Raw genomic sequence first — 15,038 nt, forward strand, 5'->3', positions numbered from 1 at the left:
ACGCCCGGCCCGAGCCCCCCCCCCCCCCCCCGGGGCGGCCGCCGCCCCCCCCGCCCCCGGGGCGCCCCCCCGGCACCGGCGGGGGGGGGGACGTCGTCAGCCGCGGCGGCGGCGGATCTCCGCGCTCAGCGCGGGCAGCACCTCGGTGAGGTCGCCCACCACGCCGTAGTCGGCGAACTCGAAGATCGGCGCGTCGGGGTCCTCGTTGACGGCGACCACGGTGACCGAGGCGTCCATGCCGCCGCGGTGGTGCACCGCGCCGGAGACGCCGGCGCCCACGTACAGGCGCGGGCTGATCGTCACCCCGGTCTGCCCGACCTGGGCCTCGTGGCCGATCCACCCCTCGTCGGTGGCGACGCGGGTGGCGCCCACGGCGCCGCCGAGGACGTCGGCGAGCTCCTCCACGGGCGCGAAGTCGCCGTTCGTGCCGCGCCCGCCCACGACGACGACCTCCGCCTCGGCCAGCGCGGGCCGGTCCCCGCGCGGGCGCGGCTCGCGCGAGAGCAGCTCCACCGCGCGCGCCGCCGCGGACGCCTGCACGCGGTGCTCCACCACGACCGGCTCCCCGGCGTGCTCGACGCCGGTGGCCCGCACCGCGTGCGGCTTGACGGTGACCACGGCCAGCGGCGCGGTGACCGCGCAGCGGGTGGCCCAGGAGCCGGCGAGCACGGCCTTGCCGGCCACGACGCGCCCGTCCTCGCCGACCTCGACGGTGGTGGCGTCGGTGACCACGCCGGCGCCGGCGAGCACCGCCAGGCGCGCGGCGGCCTCCTTGCCCTCGAAGGTGGAGGCCACCAGCAGCAGGTGCGTGTCCACCCGCTCCAGCACGGCGTGCAGCGCGTCGACGGTCGCGGCGGTCAGGTGCGCGTCGGCGCCCTCGACGGTGACCACGTGCGCGGTGCCGGCGCCGTGCGAGGCCAGCACCTGCGCGGCGGCCGGGCCCCAGCCGTCGCCGACCCACGCGGCGTGCACCTCGCCGCCGGCGGCCACCGAGCGCGCCAGGGTGAGCAGCTCGGGCACGGTGGAGTGCGGCTGCGAGCCCTCGTGGTCGACGAGGACGAGGACGTTCGTCACGCGAAACCCTTCTGCGACAGGTAGTCCGCCAGCGCCGCGGCCGTGGCGCCGGGGTCGTCGGCGGTCACGACGACCCGGTCGGGGCGCTCGGGGCGCGGGCGCGCCTCGACGATCCGGGTGGCCGAGCCGTCCAGCCCGGCGGCGGCGGGGTCCACGCCCAGGTCGGCCAGGGACAGCACGGTCACCGGCGCCTTGCGGGCGGCGAGGATGCCCTTGAAGGCGGGGAAGCGCGCCCGGAACGCCTGGTCGGTGACCGACAGGACCACCGGCAGCGGCGCGCGCAGCTCCTCCGCGTCGCGGGAGGTCTCCCGGCGCACGGTGGCGGTGCCGGCGGCCGGGTCGACCTCGACGCGGTCGGCGAGGGTGAGCTGGGGCCAGTCCAGGTGCGCGGCCAGCGCCGCGGGCACCAGGGAGGTCAGCCCGTCCAGGCCGGCCATGCCGGCGACGACGGCGTCCACGGGGCGCTCGCCGTGCAGGTGGCGCACGGCGGCGGCCAGCACGCGGGCGGTGGCGATCGCGTCGGAGCCGGCGAGCGCGTCGTCCAGGACGTGCACGGCCGTGGTGGCGCCCATGGCCAGGCCGCGGCGCAGCGCCTCCACGGCGTGCGCCGGGCCCAGCGTGAGGACGGTGACGTCGTGGGCGGGCTCGCCCTCGGCCACCGGGTGGGCCTCCACCAGCCGCAGGCCCGCCTCCAGGGCGTCCTCGTCGAGCTCGTTGAGCGTGTCGTCGCTGCCCCCGCGCGCCAGCAGCCCGTCCTCGCGGAAGGAGCGGGCCGACTGGATGTCGGGGACGTGCTTGACGCAGACGACGACGCGCACTCAGGCCCCGTCCCCGCCGGAGCGGGCGCCGGCGTCGGCGCGGGCCTCGGCCTCCGCCTCGGCGATCACCTCGCGGGAGAACTTGATCATCTCCTCGCGGGAGACGACCTTGACGCGCTCGCGCCCGTGCGGGGCGCCCAGCGCCCGCTCGTAGGCGTCCAGGACCTCCCAGTCGTTCCAGGTCAGCACGTCCACGCCCTTGCCGCGCAGCGTCTCCAGCACCGCCTCGGGGTCCGGCTCGGCGGCCGGGGCCAGGGAGGCGGCGTCGGCGACGAGGTGGCGCACCGTCTCGGAGGCGTCGGACTTGGTGTGCCCGATGAGGCCCACGGGACCGCGCTTGATCCAGCCGGTGCAGTACACGCCGGGGACGGTCTCGCCCTCCGGGCTCAGCACGCGGCCCTCGTGGTTGGAGACCACGCCCTTGAGCTCGTCGAAGGGCACGCCCGGCAGCGGGGAGCCGAAGTAGCCCACCGCGCGGTAGACGGCCTGCACGTCCCAGGTGTGGAACTCGCCGGTGCCCTCCACGGTGCCGTCGCCGGTCAGGCGGGTGCGCTCGGTGCGCAGCGCGCTGACGTGGCCGTCGGTGCCGACGATCTCGGCGGGCGCGTGCAGGAAGTGCAGGTGGATGCGCCGCGAGGCGGTGCCGTCGCCCTCCTTCAGCGTCCAGTCCGTGAGGGTCTTGACGACCTGCTTGGTCTGGTTGGAGGAGTCGATGGCGGCCATCGAGCCCTCGTCGAACTCGAAGTCCTCCGGGTCGACGAGGACGTCGACGTCGGGCACGTGGCCCAGCTCGCGCAGCTCCAGCGGGGAGAACTTCACCTGCGCCGGGCCGCGGCGGGCGAAGACGTGCACGTCGGTGACCTTCGAGGCCTTCAGGCCGCGGTAGACGTTGTCCGGGATCTCCGTGGGCAGCAGGTCGTCGGCGTGCTTGGCGAGCATGCGCGCCACGTCCAGGGCGACGTTGCCGGCGCCGAGGACGGCGACGGTGGAGGCCTCCAGCGGCCACTCGCGCGGGTAGTCCGGGTGCCCGTCGTACCAGGAGACGAAGTCGGCGGCGCCGTAGCTCTCCGGCAGCTCCACCCCGGGCACCGCCAGCGGCGCGTCCTTGATGGAGCCGGTGGAGAAGACCACGGCGTCGTAGTGGCGCTGCAGCTCCTCCAGGGTGACGTCGGTGCCGAAGTCCACGTTCGTCAGCAGGCGGATGTCGCCGCGGCCCAGGACCTTCTCCAGGGCGACGATGATCTGCTTGATGCGGGGGTGGTCGGGCGCCACGCCGTAGCGGACCAGGCCGAACGGCGCGGGGAGGCGCTCGATGAGGTCGATGCTCACGCCCTCGAAGCCCGTCGCGGACAGGTCGGCCCTGGAGAGGATGTCCGAGGCGTAGATGCCCGCCGGTCCGGCTCCGACGACGGCCACGCGCAGCGGACGCTGGGTGCTCACGGGATCTGGTGTCCTTCGTCTCGACGTCGTCTGTCGAACTGCTCAGGCAAGCCTAATGGCACGCGCGCCCCCCGCCGGACGGCAGCATGCCGGTGTGGTCCAGCCCCCCGCTCCCCCGCCCGCCTCCCCCGCGCCGGCCGCGGGCGCCGCCCCCGGCGCCGGGCCCGGCACCCGCGGCGGCGTGCTCGCCGGGGCGGGCGCCTACGTCGCCTGGGGCCTGTTCCCCTTCTACTTCCACGCCCTGCTGCCCACCGGGGCCCTGGAGCTGCTGGCCCAGCGGGTGGTGTGGTCGCTGGCGCTGTCGGTGCTGCTGCTGAGCGCGCTGCGGCGCTGGCCGGTGGTGCTGCGGGTGCTGCGCACGCCCGCGCAGCTGCGGCTGCTGGCCGTGGCCGCGGTGGCCATCGCCGTCAACTGGGGCGTGTACGGGCTGGCGGTGACGACCGGGCACGTGCTGGAGGCCTCGCTGGGGTACTTCGTCAACCCGCTGGTGACGGTGCTGCTGGGGGTGCTGGTGCTGCGCGAGCGGCTGCGGCGCGCGCAGTGGGCGGCGGTGGCCGTGGGCACCGCCGCCGTCGTCGTCATCACCGCCGACCTGGGGCGGCTGCCGTGGATGGCGCTGGTGCTGGCGCTCTCCTTCGGCTCCTACGGGCTGCTGAAGAACCGGCTGGCGCGCTCGGGGGCGGGGGTGGACCCGCTGACGGGGCTGACGGTGGAGACCGGCGTGCTGGTGCTGCCCGCGGCGGCGGCGCTGGTGTGGATCGGCGCCTCGGGGCGCTCCACGTTCACCGCCGGCGGCGCCGACCACGTCGTGCTCACGGTGCTGGCGGGCCCGGCGACGCTGGGCCCGCTGCTGCTGTTCGCGCTGGCCGCCGGGCGGGTGCCGCTGACGACGATCGGGCTGCTGCAGTACGCCACCCCGGTGCTGCAGTTCCTCGCCGCGCTGCTGCTGGGCGAGACGATGCCCGCCTCCCGCTGGGCAGGCTTCGCGCTGGTGTGGGCGGCGCTGGCGCTGCTGACGGCCGACGCGGTGCGCGCCGGGCACGCCGGGCGCCGCGGGCGGGCCGCGGCGGCGGCGGCCCGCCCGGCGGGCTGAGCGGCACCGCCGCCGGCTCGGGCCCGGCTCAGCGGGCGGCGGCCGCGGCGGCGGGCAGCTCGTGCAGCGCCCGCACCAGCGGGCCCAGCTCCGGGGTGCCCTCGGCCCGGTCGAGGGCGCTCTCGAGGACCTCGTCGTGGGTGGGCCTGGCCGCGGCCAGCAGCTCGCGCCCGGCGGCCGTCAGCTCGGTGTAGATGCCGCGGCGGTCCTCGGCGCACAGGATCCGGGTGAGCAGGCCGCGGTCCTCCAGGCGGTTGACCAGGCGGGTGGTGGCGCTGGCGGACAGCGCCGCGGCGCGGGCGAGCTGCTGCATGCGCATGTGCCAGCCGTCCTGGCGGCTGAGGGCGTCCAGGACGGTGAACTCCACCACGGACAGGCGGTGCCCGGACTGCAGCGCGCGCTCCAGGTCGGTCTCGATGAGCCCGTGCAGCGCGGCCAGCGTGCGCCAGCCCTGCGCACGCACCTCGACGGCGTCGTCGGCGATCCCCATGGGCCCATCGTACGCGCCGCTCTGCGCGCGAGGGCAGTGCGCGCTTGACGACATCCCGCGCGTGCAACTAACTTCGGCGCACGCCGGTAGTTGCACACGCCGCACACCGGCTCCTCCCCACCACCCTGGAGCTCCCCGTGCCCCTCGCACTGCTCGCGCTCGCCGCCGGCGGGTTCGGCATCGGCCTGACCGAGTTCGTCATCGCCGGCCTGCTGCCGGAGGTGGCCGCCGACCTGCGCGTCGACGAGGCCACCGCCGGCCGGCTCGTCTCCGGCTACGCCCTGGCCGTCGCCGTCGGCGGCGTCGGCCTCACCGCCGCCGTCACCCGCCTGCCGCGCAAGCCCGTCCTGCTCGCCCTCATGGGCCTGTTCATCGCCGGCAACCTGCTCTCCGCCCTGGCCCCCGGCTACGGCACCCTCATGCTCGGGCGGGTGCTGGCCGCCCTGTGCCACGGCGCCTTCTTCGGCATCGGCGCCGTCGTCGCCGCCGACCTCGTGCCGCCCGCCCGGCGCGCCGGCGCCATCGCCACGATGTTCGCCGGGCTGACCTCCGCCAACGTCCTCGGCGTCCCGCTGGGCACCTTCGTCGGCCAGCAGTTCGGCTGGCGCGCCACCTTCGCCGTCATCACCGGCATCGGCGTGCTCGCCCTGGCCGGCCTCGCCGCCCTCGTGCCCGCCACCCCCCGCCAGGACGGCGCCGGCGGCCTGCGCGGGGAGCTGGGCGCCTTCGCCTCCGGGCAGGTGTGGGCCTCCCTGGCCGTCACCGTCCTCGGCTTCGGCGGCATGTTCGGCGCCTTCACCTACCTCGCCTACACGCTCACCGGCGTCAGCGGCTTCGCCGCGGGCGCCGTGCCGTGGCTGCTGGTCCTCTTCGGCGCCGGCCTCTTCGCCGGCAACACCCTGGGCGGGCGCGCCGCCGACCGCCACGTGGACCGCACCCTGCTGCTCGCCCTGGCCGGCCTGACCGTCGTCCTGGCCGGCTTCGCCCTGCTGGCCGGGAACCGCCCCGCCGTCCTGGTCGCCCTCGTCCTCATGGGCGCCACCGGCTTCGCCACCGTCCCCGGCCTGCAGCTGCGCATCGTGCGCCACGCCGCCGGCGCGCCCACCCTGGCCTCCGGCGCGAACATCGCCGCCTTCAACGTCGGCAACGCCCTGGGCGCCTGGGTCGCCGGCCTGGCCATCACCGCCGGGTTCGGCTACACCTCGCCGCTGTGGACCGGCGCCGGCTTCGCGCTGCTCGCGCTGGCCGTCCTGGCCGTCGCCGCCCGGCGCGACCGCGCCCCGCGCCCCGCTCAGCCGACGCGGTCGGCGACCGTGCCCGCGTAGGTCTGCAGCGCCCGCCGCGCCGCGCAGTCCGGCAGGTCCACCAGGTGCGCGGTGGCGCGCCGGGCCCACTCGCGGGCCGTGGCGCGCGCCGCGCGCGTCACCGGGTGCGCGCGCAGCGCCCCAACGGCCTGCGCCAGCACGTCGTCGTCGCCGAGGCGGCCGGAGTCCAGCAGCGCCACCACCCGCGCCGCGTCCGCGTCGCCCTCGGCGGCGGCCCGGCGCACCAGCAGCACCGGCAGCGTCGGCACCCCCTCGCGCAGGTCCGTGCCCGGCCGCTTGCCCGAGTCGCCCACGTCGCTGGTCAGGTCCAGCACGTCGTCGGCGAGCTGGAAGGCCACGCCCACGTCCTCGCCGTAGGCGACCATCGCGCGCACCGCCTCCGCCGGCGCGCCGGAGAACTGCGCCCCGAAGCGGCCCGCCGTGGCGATCAGCGAGGCCGTCTTGTCGCTGAGCACGTCCAGGTAGTGCGCCACCGCGTCCTCGCCCGGGCGCGGGCCCACCGTCTCGTGCAGCTGACCCAGGCACAGCCGCTCGAAGGTGGCCGCCTGCACCTTCACCGCCTCCGGACCCAGGCCCGCGACGACGTTGGAGGCGCGCGCGAAGAGCAGGTCGCCGGTGAGGATCGCCACGTTGTTGCCCCAAACGTGCTGCGCGGCCGGCGCCCCGCGCCGCGTGGGCGCGGAGTCCATGACGTCGTCGTGGTACAGCGAGGCCAGGTGCGTCAGCTCCACCACCACGGCCGCGTCCAGCACCTCCGGGCGCGAGGGGTCGCCGAAGTGCGCGCCCAGCAGCGTCAGCATGGGGCGCACCCGCTTGCCGCCGGCCTCCACCAGGTGCCGGGAGGCGGCGTCGGCCAGCGGGTCGGCGTTGCCCACCGCCTCGCGCAGGCGCTCCTCGACCACCTCCAGGCCGTCGCGCAGCGCGGCCTCCAGCGCCGGGTCCGCCGTCGGCAGACCACCGCCCGCGCCGCCCGTGCTCGTCCCGGTGCCCATCACGTCGCTCCTCACGCGTCGCTCCTCACGTGGCGGGAGCCAGCCGCTGCAGCGCCACGACCACGCGGTCGGTGGCGTCCTTCGAGGCGGGGTCGGCGAGGTTGGCGAGCAGCTTGACCACCAGCTTCATGAGCCCGGGGCGCGGCAGCCCGAAGCGCGTGGCCACGCGCATCACCTCGGGGTGGCCGATGAGGGAGACGAACACGCGTCCCAGCGTGTAGTACCCGCCCAGCTCGGCGCGAACCGCCGCCGGGTAGCCGTGCAGCGCGCGCTCGCGGGCGCGGGCGTCCGGCGCGTCCAGCGCGCGGTCCACGACCTCGGCGGCCAGCCGCGCCGACTGCATCGCGTACGCGATGCCCTCCCCGTTGAAGGGGTTGACCATGCCGCCCGCGTCGCCCACCAGCAGCAGGCCCCGCGTGTAGTGCGGGGTGCGGTTGAACGCCATCGGCAGCGCCGCCCCGCGCACCTCCCCCACCTGGTGCTCCGGGTCGAAGCGCCACTCCGGCGGCATCGACGCCAGCCACCGGCGCAGCAGGTCCCGGTAGTCCACGTCGCCCGAGCCGGCGTCCGCCTTGAGCACGCCCAGGCCCACGTTGCTCGTGCCGTCGCCCACGCCGAACACCCAGCCGTAGCCGGGCAGCAGCTCGTGCGCTCGCGCGCCCGGCTCGCGCAGCTCCAGCCAGCTCTCCAGCCAGTCGTCGTCGTGGCGCGGGCTGCGGAAGTAGGTGCGCACCGCCACACCCAGCGGGCGGTCGTCGCGCCGGTGCAGGCCCATCGACAGCGCCAGCCGGCTGCCCACGCCGTCCGCGGCCACCACGACGGGGGCGCGGAAGACGCGCTCGTCGCCGGCGCGCCGGCCGCGCTCGTCCACCGGCCGCGCGCGCACGCCCACCACGTGGCCGGTGCGCTCGTCCACCACCGGCGCCGTCACCGAGGTGCGCTCCAGCACCGTGGCGCCGCCGGCGCGCGCGTGCTCGGCCAGCGCCTGGTCGAAGCGCGAGCGGGTGTGCACCAGCCCGTAGGCGGGGAAGTCGCTGATCTCCGGCCACGGCACCTGCAGGCGCACCCCGCCGCCGAGCATGCGCAGGCCCACGTTGCGCACCCAGCCGTCCTCGCGCGGCGTGGGCAGCCCCAGCAGCTCCACCTCGCGGCTGGCGCGCGGGGTCAGCCCGTCGCCGCAGACCTTCTCGCGCGGGAAGGCGCCCTTCTCCAGCACCAGCACCCGCCGGCCGGCGCCGGCCAGGTACCGCGCCAGCGTCGAGCCCGCGGGGCCGGCGCCCACGACGAGGACGTCGGCGTCCGGGGCCGCTGCCCCGTCCGCGTCCGCTCGCGGGGCGGCGCTGGGCGCGCCGCCGGTCTCGACCGCCACCTGGTCCTCCGTCGTCATCGCTCGTGAAATCCTTCACGAGCCCCGTCGAGTGTAGTTCGGGGCGCTCAGGCCCCCGCGCGCACGGCCCGGTGCAGCGCCACGATCCCCGCCGACAGGTCCTGCCACTGCACGCGCTCCCAGCCGGCCGCGCCCACCCGCCGCGCCAGGGCCCGCTGGTCGGGCCAGGCGTCGATGGACTCCATGAGGTAGCCGTACGCCTCGCCGTGCGAGCTGACCAGCCCGGCCACCCGCGGCAGCCCGTGGTGCAGGTAGGCGCCGTAGGCCCGGCGCAGCAGCGGGTTGGGCGGGGTGGAGAACTCGCACACCACCAGCCGCCCGCCCGGGCGCACCACGCGCGCCATCTCCCGCAGCGCGCGGTCGACGTCCACGACGTTGCGCAGGCCGAAGGAGATCGTCACCGCGTCGAAGGCGCCGTCGGCGAAGGGCAGCCGCGTGGCGTCGCCCGCCGTGAACGGCAGGTCCGGGCGGCGCAGCTTGCCGGTGCGCACCATCCCCAGGGAGAAGTCGCACGGCACCACCCGCACCCCGCGGTCGGCGAAGGGCTCGCTGGAGGTGCCCGTGCCCGCGGCCAGGTCCAGCACCAGCTCCCCCGGGCGCGCGTCCACCGCGCGCACCACCGCGCGCCGCCACAGCCGGTCCTGCCCGGCCGAGAGGACGTCGTTGGTGACGTCGTAGCGCTGCGCGACGTCGTCGAACATCGCCGAGACCTGCCGCGGGCGCTTCGTCAGGTCGGCCAGCTCGCGCCCGGGTGTGCTCACCGGCCCATCCTCTCAGCAGCCCGGCCGGCGCGGCCCCCCGGCGAGGGCCGCCCGGGCCCGTGGTGACCGACCTCACCCGCCCCGGCGGCCCGCGCGGGCGCCGGGGCACCCGTTGACACGCCCCCGCGCCCCGCCTAGCTTCGCGATCACGTCGGCGCGGACGCCCCTCCCGCACGGCCCCGGCCGGCGCGACCCGAGGAGCCCGACGTGCCCCAGCTGCTCAACGACCCCGCCGACGCCGTCCCCGACGCCCTGCGCGGCCTGGCCGCCGCCCACCCCGAGCTGTCCGTCGACGTCGAGGCGCGCGTCGTCTCCCGCGCCGGCGGCACCCGCCCGGGCAAGGTGGGCCTGGTCTCCGGCGGCGGATCCGGCCACGAGCCGCTGCACGCCGGCTACGTCGGCCACGGCATGCTCGACGCCGCCGCCTGCGGGGCGGTGTTCACCTCCCCCGTGCCCGACCAGGTCCTGGCCGCCACCCGCGCCGCCTCCGGCGGGGCCGGGGTGCTGCACGTGGTGAAGAACTACACCGGCGACGTGCTGAACTTCCGGATGGCCGCGGAGCTGGCCGACGACGACGACGTCGAGGTCGCCACCGTCCTCGTCGACGACGACGTGGCCGTCACCGACAGCACGTACACCGCCGGCCGGCGCGGCACCGGCGCCACCCTGTTCGTGGAGAAGGTCGTCGGCGCCGCCGCCGAGGAGGGCCTGGCCCTGGCCGAGCTGGCCGCGCTGGGCCGCGAGGTCGTGGCCCGCTCGCGCAGCTTCGGCGTGGCCCTGAGCCCGTGCACCACCCCCGGCTCGGACCGGCCCGGCTTCGACCTGCCGGCCGGGGAGATGGAGCTGGGCATCGGCATCCACGGCGAGCCCGGCCGCGAGCGGGTGCCGCTGGGCACCTCCCGCGAGATCGCCGCCATCGCCGTGGGCGCGGTCGACGCCGACGCGCCCGTGGACGGCGAGGAGCTGCTCGTCCTGGTCAACGGCGCCGGCGGCACGCCGCTGCTGGAGCTGCAGGTGCTGGCCGGGGACGTGCACGCCGAGCTGCAGCGGCGCGGGGGGCGGGTGGCGCGGATGCTCGTGGGCAACCACGTCACCAGCCTGGAGATGGCCGGGGCCACGGTGAGCGTGTGCCGCCTGGACGAGCGCCTGCGGCGGCTGTGGGACGCGCCCGTGGCCACGCCCGCGCTGCGCTGGGGCCGGTGAGCGCCGTGGGCGCGGAGGGCGGGGAGGGCGCAGCGGGCGCGGCGGCGCGCGGGGCGCTGGACGCCGCGGCGGCGCGGGACTGGCTGCGCGGCTTCGCCGCCGCCGTCGCCGAGCGCTCTCAGGAGCTGACCGACCTGGACCGCCCGGTGGGCGACTCCGACCACGGCGTGAACCTGCTGCGCGGCACCACGGCGGTCCTCGCCGGGCTCGACGAGGGGGCCGCCGCGCCCGGGGAGGTGCTCGGCGCCGCCGGGCGCACCCTGGTCAGCACCGTCGGCGGGGCCAGCGGCCCGCTGTTCGGCACCGCGCTGCGCCGCGCGGGCAAGGCGCTGGGCGAGGTGCCCGCGGCGGACGCCGCGCAGGTGGCGGCGGCGCTGCGCGCGGCGCTGGAGGGCGTGGTGCGCCTGGGCGAGGCGCGGGTCGGCGACGCCACGATGGTCGACGCCCTGGACCCGGCGGTCGCCGCGTTCGAGCGGGCCGCCGCCGCCGGCGAGCCGCTGGCGCGGGCCGCGCGCGACGCCGCCGCCGCGGCCGCGCGGGGCGCCGCCTCCACGGTGCCGCTGGTGGCGCGCAAGGGCCGCGCCAGCTACCTGGGCCCGCGCAGCGAGGGCCACCTGGACCCCGGGGCGCGCTCGGTGGAGCTGCTGCTCACCGCCCTGGCCGACGCCCTGGGCGGCCCGGCCGGGGAGGGCTCGTGAGCGCCCCGGTGCGGCTGGTGCTGCTCTCGCACAGCGCCACCGCCGCGGCCGGGGTGGCGGAGCTGGCCGCCCAGGTCGCCGGCGGCCCGCAGCGGGTGCGCGCGGTGGGCGGCACCGCCGACGGCGGCCTGGGCACCAGCGCCGACGCGCTGGAGCAGGCGTGCCGGGCGGCGCTGGACGAGGGCGCGGACGTCGCGGTGCTCGTCGACCTCGGCAGCGCGGTGCTCACCGCCAGGGCGTGGCTGGCGGACCTGGACGAGGACGAGCTGGAGCGGGTGCGGCTGGTGGACGCGCCGTTCCTGGAGGGGGCGGTGGCCGCCGCCGTCACCGCCGCCACGGGCGCGCCGCTGGCGGAGGTCGTCGCGCAGGCGGAGGTGGCGCGCGGGATGCGCAAGCTCTGAGGCGCTCCCCGGGGGCGCTCCCGGGAGGCGCTCCCGGGGGGTGGTGCGCTCAGCCGGCGGCGACCGCCGCGCGCACCGCCTCGGCGACCCGCTGCGCGCGCTCGGCGACCCGCTCGCGCGGCACCCGCAGCTCCACCACCCGCAGCCCCGCCGGGCGCGCCGCGATCGCCGCGGCCGCCGCCGCGGGCGTGGCCGGGCGCTCGTGCGCCACCCCCGAGGCCGCGCACAGCGCCGCCACGTCCACCCCGTGCGGGGTGGCCACCACCCGCTCGAACGTGCTGCGCGGCACCGCGCCGGCGTGCTCCAGCGTCTCGAAGATGCCGCCGCCGTCGTCGTTGACGAGCACCACCGTCAGGTCCGGGCGGGCCTCGCCCAGCACCGGCAGCAGCGCGTTGGCGTCGTGCAGGAACGCCAGGTCCCCCACGAGCAGGCGCGCGCCGCCGCCGCGGGCCAGCGCCACGCCCGAGGCCGTCGCCAGGGTGCCGTCGATGCCGGCCAGGCCGCGGTTGGAGACCGTGGGCACCCCCGCCGGGCGGGTGGCCACGTCCGCGTCGCGCACCGGGTTGCTGGCGGCCACCACGAACGCGCAGCCGTCCGCGGCGCAGGCGGCGACCGCCGCGCGCGCCGCCCACGGGCCGCTGAGCACCCCCGCGGCCGCCTCGTCGTCCAGCAGGGCGTCGACGGCGTCGGCGGCGAGCTTGCCGGCGCACGCCCACCGGGCGGCGAACTCCAGCTCGCGCTCCCCCGGCGGGCCGGCGACCGCGGCCGCCGGCAGCACCTGCGCGGCGCGGAAGCCCGCGTCCGGCCAGCGGCTGGAGCCGCTGACGACGACGAGCTCGACGTCGTCGCGCGCCAGCAGGCGCGTCACCGGCCGCGACAGCGTGGGGTGGCCGAAGACGACGAGGCGCTCGGCGGCGTCCAGCGGGCCCTCGGCGTCCGCGGCGCCCAGCAGCAGCCGGTAGGGGCCCACGGCCTGAGGGCCGCCGCGCGCGCCGGAGCTGGGCTCGGCCAGCAGCGGCCAGCCGGCGTCCTCGGCCAGCGCGCGGGCGGCGGCGCCCACCGCCGGGTCCGGGGCGTCCCCGGCCAGCACCAGGGTGCGCGGCCCGCGCGGCAGCACCACCGGTGCGGGCGCCGGCAGCGGCAGCACCCGCGCCAGCCCGGCCGCGCCGGCGGGCGCGGCGCCGGGCGAGGGGGTCAGCGGGTCGGCGAAGGCGACGTTGACGTGCGCGGGGCCGGCGCCCTCCCCGCGCGAGCCGCGGGCGGCCGCCGCGGCGCGCGCCACCACCGAGCGCCACGCCGGCGCCTGGCGCTGCGGGTCCACCGGTGCGGGCACGTCGGCGGAGAAGCGCACCGAGGGCAGGAACAGGCGGGCCTGCGCGTCGGCGGTCTGGCTGGCCCCGGAACCGCGCAGCTCGTGCGGGCGGTCGGCGGAGAGCACCAGCAGCGGCACCCCGGCGTGGGAGGCCTCCAGCACCGCCGGGTGCAGGTTCGCCACGGCGGTGCCGCTGGTGGTCACCACGGCCACCAGGGGGTCCTCCCCGGCGGTCAGGGCGCCGCGCGCCAGGCCCAGGGCCAGGAAGCCGGCGCTGCGCTCGTCGACGCGCACGTGCAGCTCCAGGCGCCCGGCGTCCGCGGCCGCCGCGGCGGCGAAGGCGAGCGGCGCGCTGCGCGAGCCGGGCGAGAGGACCAGGTGGCGCAGGCCGAGCGAGACCAGCGCGTCGACGAGGACCGTCGCGAGCGCGGTCGAGGGGTTCACCCCTCCATTGGACCCCCTGGCGGGGCGTGCCACCCACCTCGGGGGCTGTGGCAGCCTCCCGGTGTGAGCGAGAGCACCCGGTCCCTGCCGTCCCTGCCGGAGCTGCTGGCGGTGATCCCCGCCGGCGGCCTGGTCGAGCGGATGGGCATCGAGTTCGTCGAGGCCACCCCCCGGCGGCTGGTCGCGACGATGCCCGTGGAGGGCAACACGCAGATCGCCGGGCTGCTGCACGGCGGCGCCTCCTGCGTGCTGGCCGAGACGCTGGGCTCGATCGGGGCGTTCCTGCACGTGTGGCCCGGCGGGCAGGCGCTGGGCACCGACATCAACGCCACCCACCACCGCCCGGCCTCCACGGGGCGGGTGACGGGCACCGCCACCGCGATCTCCCTGGGCCGCACCCTGTGCAGCCACGAGGTCGTCGTCACCGACGAGGCCGGCCGGCGCGTGTGCACCGCGCGCATCACGAACCTGGTGCGCCCGGCGGACCCCGCCTGAGGCCCGCCCGCCTGAGGCCCGCCCGCCCGAGGCTCCCCGCCCGGCGCGTCAGGCCCGGGCCAGGACCCCGTGGCAGGCGCGCAGCCGCTCGCGCCACCACGCCTCGCGGTCGGCGGGCGCGCGGTGCGCGGCCAGCAGGTCCGCGTCGGCGCGCGCCGGGCCCACCGGCAGCGCCCCGCCCACCGGCAGCAGCGGGGCCGCGCTGACGTCGGCGGCCAGCAGCGCCCCGGTGCCCAGCCCGCACGCGAACGGCAGCTCGGGCAGCGCGGCGGCCAGCGCCGTGCCGGCGGCCAGGCCCACCGAGGTGTCCAGGGCGCTGGAGACCACCACGGGCAGCCCGCACGCCGCGGCCACCCCCAGCGCGGCGCGCACCCCCGACAGCGGCGCCACCTTCACCACGACGACGTCGGCGGCCTCCAGCCCCGCCACCCGCAGCGGGTCCTCCGCCTTGCGCACGCTCTCGTCCGCGGCCAGCGGCACGGGTGTGCCGGCGCGCGCCAGGCGCCGGCGCAGCTCGGCCATCTCCTCCAGCGTCGCGCAGGGCTGCTCGGCGTACTCCAGGCCCGCCCCGCCCAGCGCGCCCAGGGCCCGCTCGGCCTCGTCCACGCCCCAGCCGGCGTTGGCGTCCACCCGCACCCGCCCGCCCGGCCCCAGCACCTCGCGCACCGCGCACACCCGCGCGACGTCGTCGGCCAGGACCTGCCCGCGCTCGGCGACCTTGACCTTCGCGGTGCGGCAGCCGGGGAAGCGGGCCAGCACGGCGGGCACGTCGGCGGCCGGCACGGCCGGCACGGTGGCGTTGACCTCCACCCGCTCGCGCCGCGGCGCGGGGAACCCCTGCCACGCCGCCTCCACCGCGGCCGCCAGCCAGCGCGCGGACTCCGCCGGCCCGTACTCCGCGAACGGCGCGAACTCCCCCCACCCGGCGGGTCCGCGCAGCAGCAGCGCCTCGCGCTCGGTGATCCCGCGGAAGCGGCGGCGCAGCGGCAGGCGCACCACGTGCGCGGCGTCCAGCAGGTCCTGCAGCGGCGGCAGCGCCGCACCGGTCCCGGGATCGTGGCTCACCGCCCCATCGTGCCCCGCCCCCGCCCGCCCCCGACTCCCC

The 15,038-nt window shown here is 78.3% G+C and carries 15 protein-coding genes; 6 read left to right on the forward strand and 9 right to left on the reverse strand.

Going from position 1 to position 15,038, the window contains the following annotated elements; all coding sequences use genetic code 11:
- Positions 1–96: 96 nt before the first annotated feature.
- Genes ACRYR7_RS18800 through ACRYR7_RS18810 form a run of 3 tightly spaced genes read right to left on the reverse strand, consistent with a single transcriptional unit; the run spans position 97 to position 3,332 of the window.
- Entirely contained in the window at positions 97–1,074 is a 978-nt protein-coding gene (locus tag ACRYR7_RS18800; protein ID WP_432573642.1) for an electron transfer flavoprotein subunit alpha/FixB family protein, read from the reverse strand.
- Entirely contained in the window at positions 1,071–1,892 is an 822-nt protein-coding gene (locus tag ACRYR7_RS18805) for an electron transfer flavoprotein subunit beta/FixA family protein (protein ID WP_432573643.1), read from the reverse strand. The genes ACRYR7_RS18800 and ACRYR7_RS18805 overlap by 4 nt, the downstream gene beginning before the upstream one ends.
- Positions 1,893–3,332 (reverse strand): FAD-dependent oxidoreductase, encoded by a 1,440-nt coding sequence (locus tag ACRYR7_RS18810; RefSeq protein WP_432573644.1) that lies wholly within the window; start codon positions 3,330–3,332, stop codon positions 1,893–1,895.
- A gap of 94 nt (positions 3,333–3,426) precedes the next feature.
- On the opposite strand from ACRYR7_RS18810, the gene rarD reads away from it, so the two are divergent.
- A complete protein-coding gene (gene rarD / locus ACRYR7_RS18815; RefSeq protein ID WP_432573645.1) occupies positions 3,427–4,425 on the forward strand; it encodes an EamA family transporter RarD in 999 nt (332 codons plus the stop codon).
- Positions 4,426–4,453: 28 nt separating this feature from the next.
- On the opposite strand, the gene ACRYR7_RS18820 is transcribed toward rarD, so the two are convergent.
- Positions 4,454–4,915, reverse strand: coding sequence for a MarR family winged helix-turn-helix transcriptional regulator (locus tag ACRYR7_RS18820; RefSeq protein ID WP_432573646.1), 462 nt, complete (start codon positions 4,913–4,915; stop codon positions 4,454–4,456).
- Between the two features lie 137 nt (positions 4,916–5,052).
- Here ACRYR7_RS18820 and ACRYR7_RS18825 point away from each other — a divergent pair, with 137 nt between their 5' ends.
- A complete protein-coding gene (locus ACRYR7_RS18825; protein WP_432573647.1) occupies positions 5,053–6,240 on the forward strand; it encodes an MFS transporter in 1,188 nt (395 codons plus the stop codon).
- Here the strand turns inward: ACRYR7_RS18825 and ACRYR7_RS18830 are convergent.
- From ACRYR7_RS18830 to ACRYR7_RS18840, 3 genes are read right to left on the reverse strand one after another with little or no spacing between them, the layout of a single operon-like run.
- Positions 6,207–7,232 carry a polyprenyl synthetase family protein gene (locus ACRYR7_RS18830; protein ID WP_432573656.1) on the reverse strand — a complete coding sequence of 342 codons (1,026 nt, stop codon included), beginning with the start codon at positions 7,230–7,232 and terminating at the stop codon, positions 6,207–6,209. The genes ACRYR7_RS18825 and ACRYR7_RS18830 overlap by 34 nt on opposite strands.
- A gap of 25 nt (positions 7,233–7,257) precedes the next feature.
- Positions 7,258–8,619, reverse strand: coding sequence for a geranylgeranyl reductase family protein (locus tag ACRYR7_RS18835; protein ID WP_432573648.1), 1,362 nt, complete (start codon positions 8,617–8,619; stop codon positions 7,258–7,260).
- 47 nt (positions 8,620–8,666) lie between these two features.
- On the reverse strand, positions 8,667–9,380 hold the full coding sequence (locus ACRYR7_RS18840; protein WP_432573649.1) for a demethylmenaquinone methyltransferase: 714 nt from the start codon (positions 9,378–9,380) through the stop codon (positions 8,667–8,669).
- 207 nt (positions 9,381–9,587) lie between these two features.
- Here ACRYR7_RS18840 and dhaK point away from each other — a divergent pair, with 207 nt between their 5' ends.
- The 3 genes from dhaK to dhaM are packed head-to-tail and all read left to right on the forward strand — an operon-like array spanning position 9,588 to position 11,682.
- A complete protein-coding gene (gene dhaK / locus ACRYR7_RS18845) occupies positions 9,588–10,583 on the forward strand; it encodes a dihydroxyacetone kinase subunit DhaK (protein ID WP_432573650.1) in 996 nt (331 codons plus the stop codon).
- A complete protein-coding gene (dhaL, locus tag ACRYR7_RS18850) occupies positions 10,580–11,281 on the forward strand; it encodes a dihydroxyacetone kinase subunit DhaL (protein WP_432573651.1) in 702 nt (233 codons plus the stop codon). Before dhaK ends, dhaL begins: the two co-directional genes overlap by 4 nt.
- Positions 11,278–11,682 (forward strand): dihydroxyacetone kinase phosphoryl donor subunit DhaM, encoded by a 405-nt coding sequence (dhaM, locus tag ACRYR7_RS18855; RefSeq protein WP_432573652.1) that lies wholly within the window; start codon positions 11,278–11,280, stop codon positions 11,680–11,682. Before dhaL ends, dhaM begins: the two co-directional genes overlap by 4 nt.
- Before the next feature lie 49 nt (positions 11,683–11,731).
- Here the strand turns inward: dhaM and menD are convergent, their stop codons facing one another.
- A complete protein-coding gene (menD, locus tag ACRYR7_RS18860; protein ID WP_432573653.1) occupies positions 11,732–13,438 on the reverse strand; it encodes a 2-succinyl-5-enolpyruvyl-6-hydroxy-3-cyclohexene-1-carboxylic-acid synthase in 1,707 nt (568 codons plus the stop codon).
- A 63-nt stretch (positions 13,439–13,501) separates the two neighbouring features.
- Here menD and ACRYR7_RS18865 point away from each other — a divergent pair, with 63 nt between their 5' ends.
- Positions 13,502–13,933 carry a PaaI family thioesterase gene (locus ACRYR7_RS18865; RefSeq protein ID WP_432573654.1) on the forward strand — a complete coding sequence of 144 codons (432 nt, stop codon included), beginning with the start codon at positions 13,502–13,504 and terminating at the stop codon, positions 13,931–13,933.
- 48 nt (positions 13,934–13,981) lie between these two features.
- Here ACRYR7_RS18865 and ACRYR7_RS18870 read toward each other — a convergent pair whose 3' ends face one another.
- Positions 13,982–14,998: an o-succinylbenzoate synthase gene (locus ACRYR7_RS18870; RefSeq protein ID WP_432573655.1), complete on the reverse strand. Its 1,017-nt coding sequence runs from the start codon at positions 14,996–14,998 to the stop codon at positions 13,982–13,984.
- Positions 14,999–15,038 lie beyond the last annotated feature (40 nt).

It is taken from the genome of Kineococcus gurbantunggutensis (assembly GCF_050871925.1).
In the GTDB taxonomy this organism is placed as follows: Bacteria; Actinomycetota; Actinomycetes; order Actinomycetales; family Kineococcaceae; genus Kineococcus.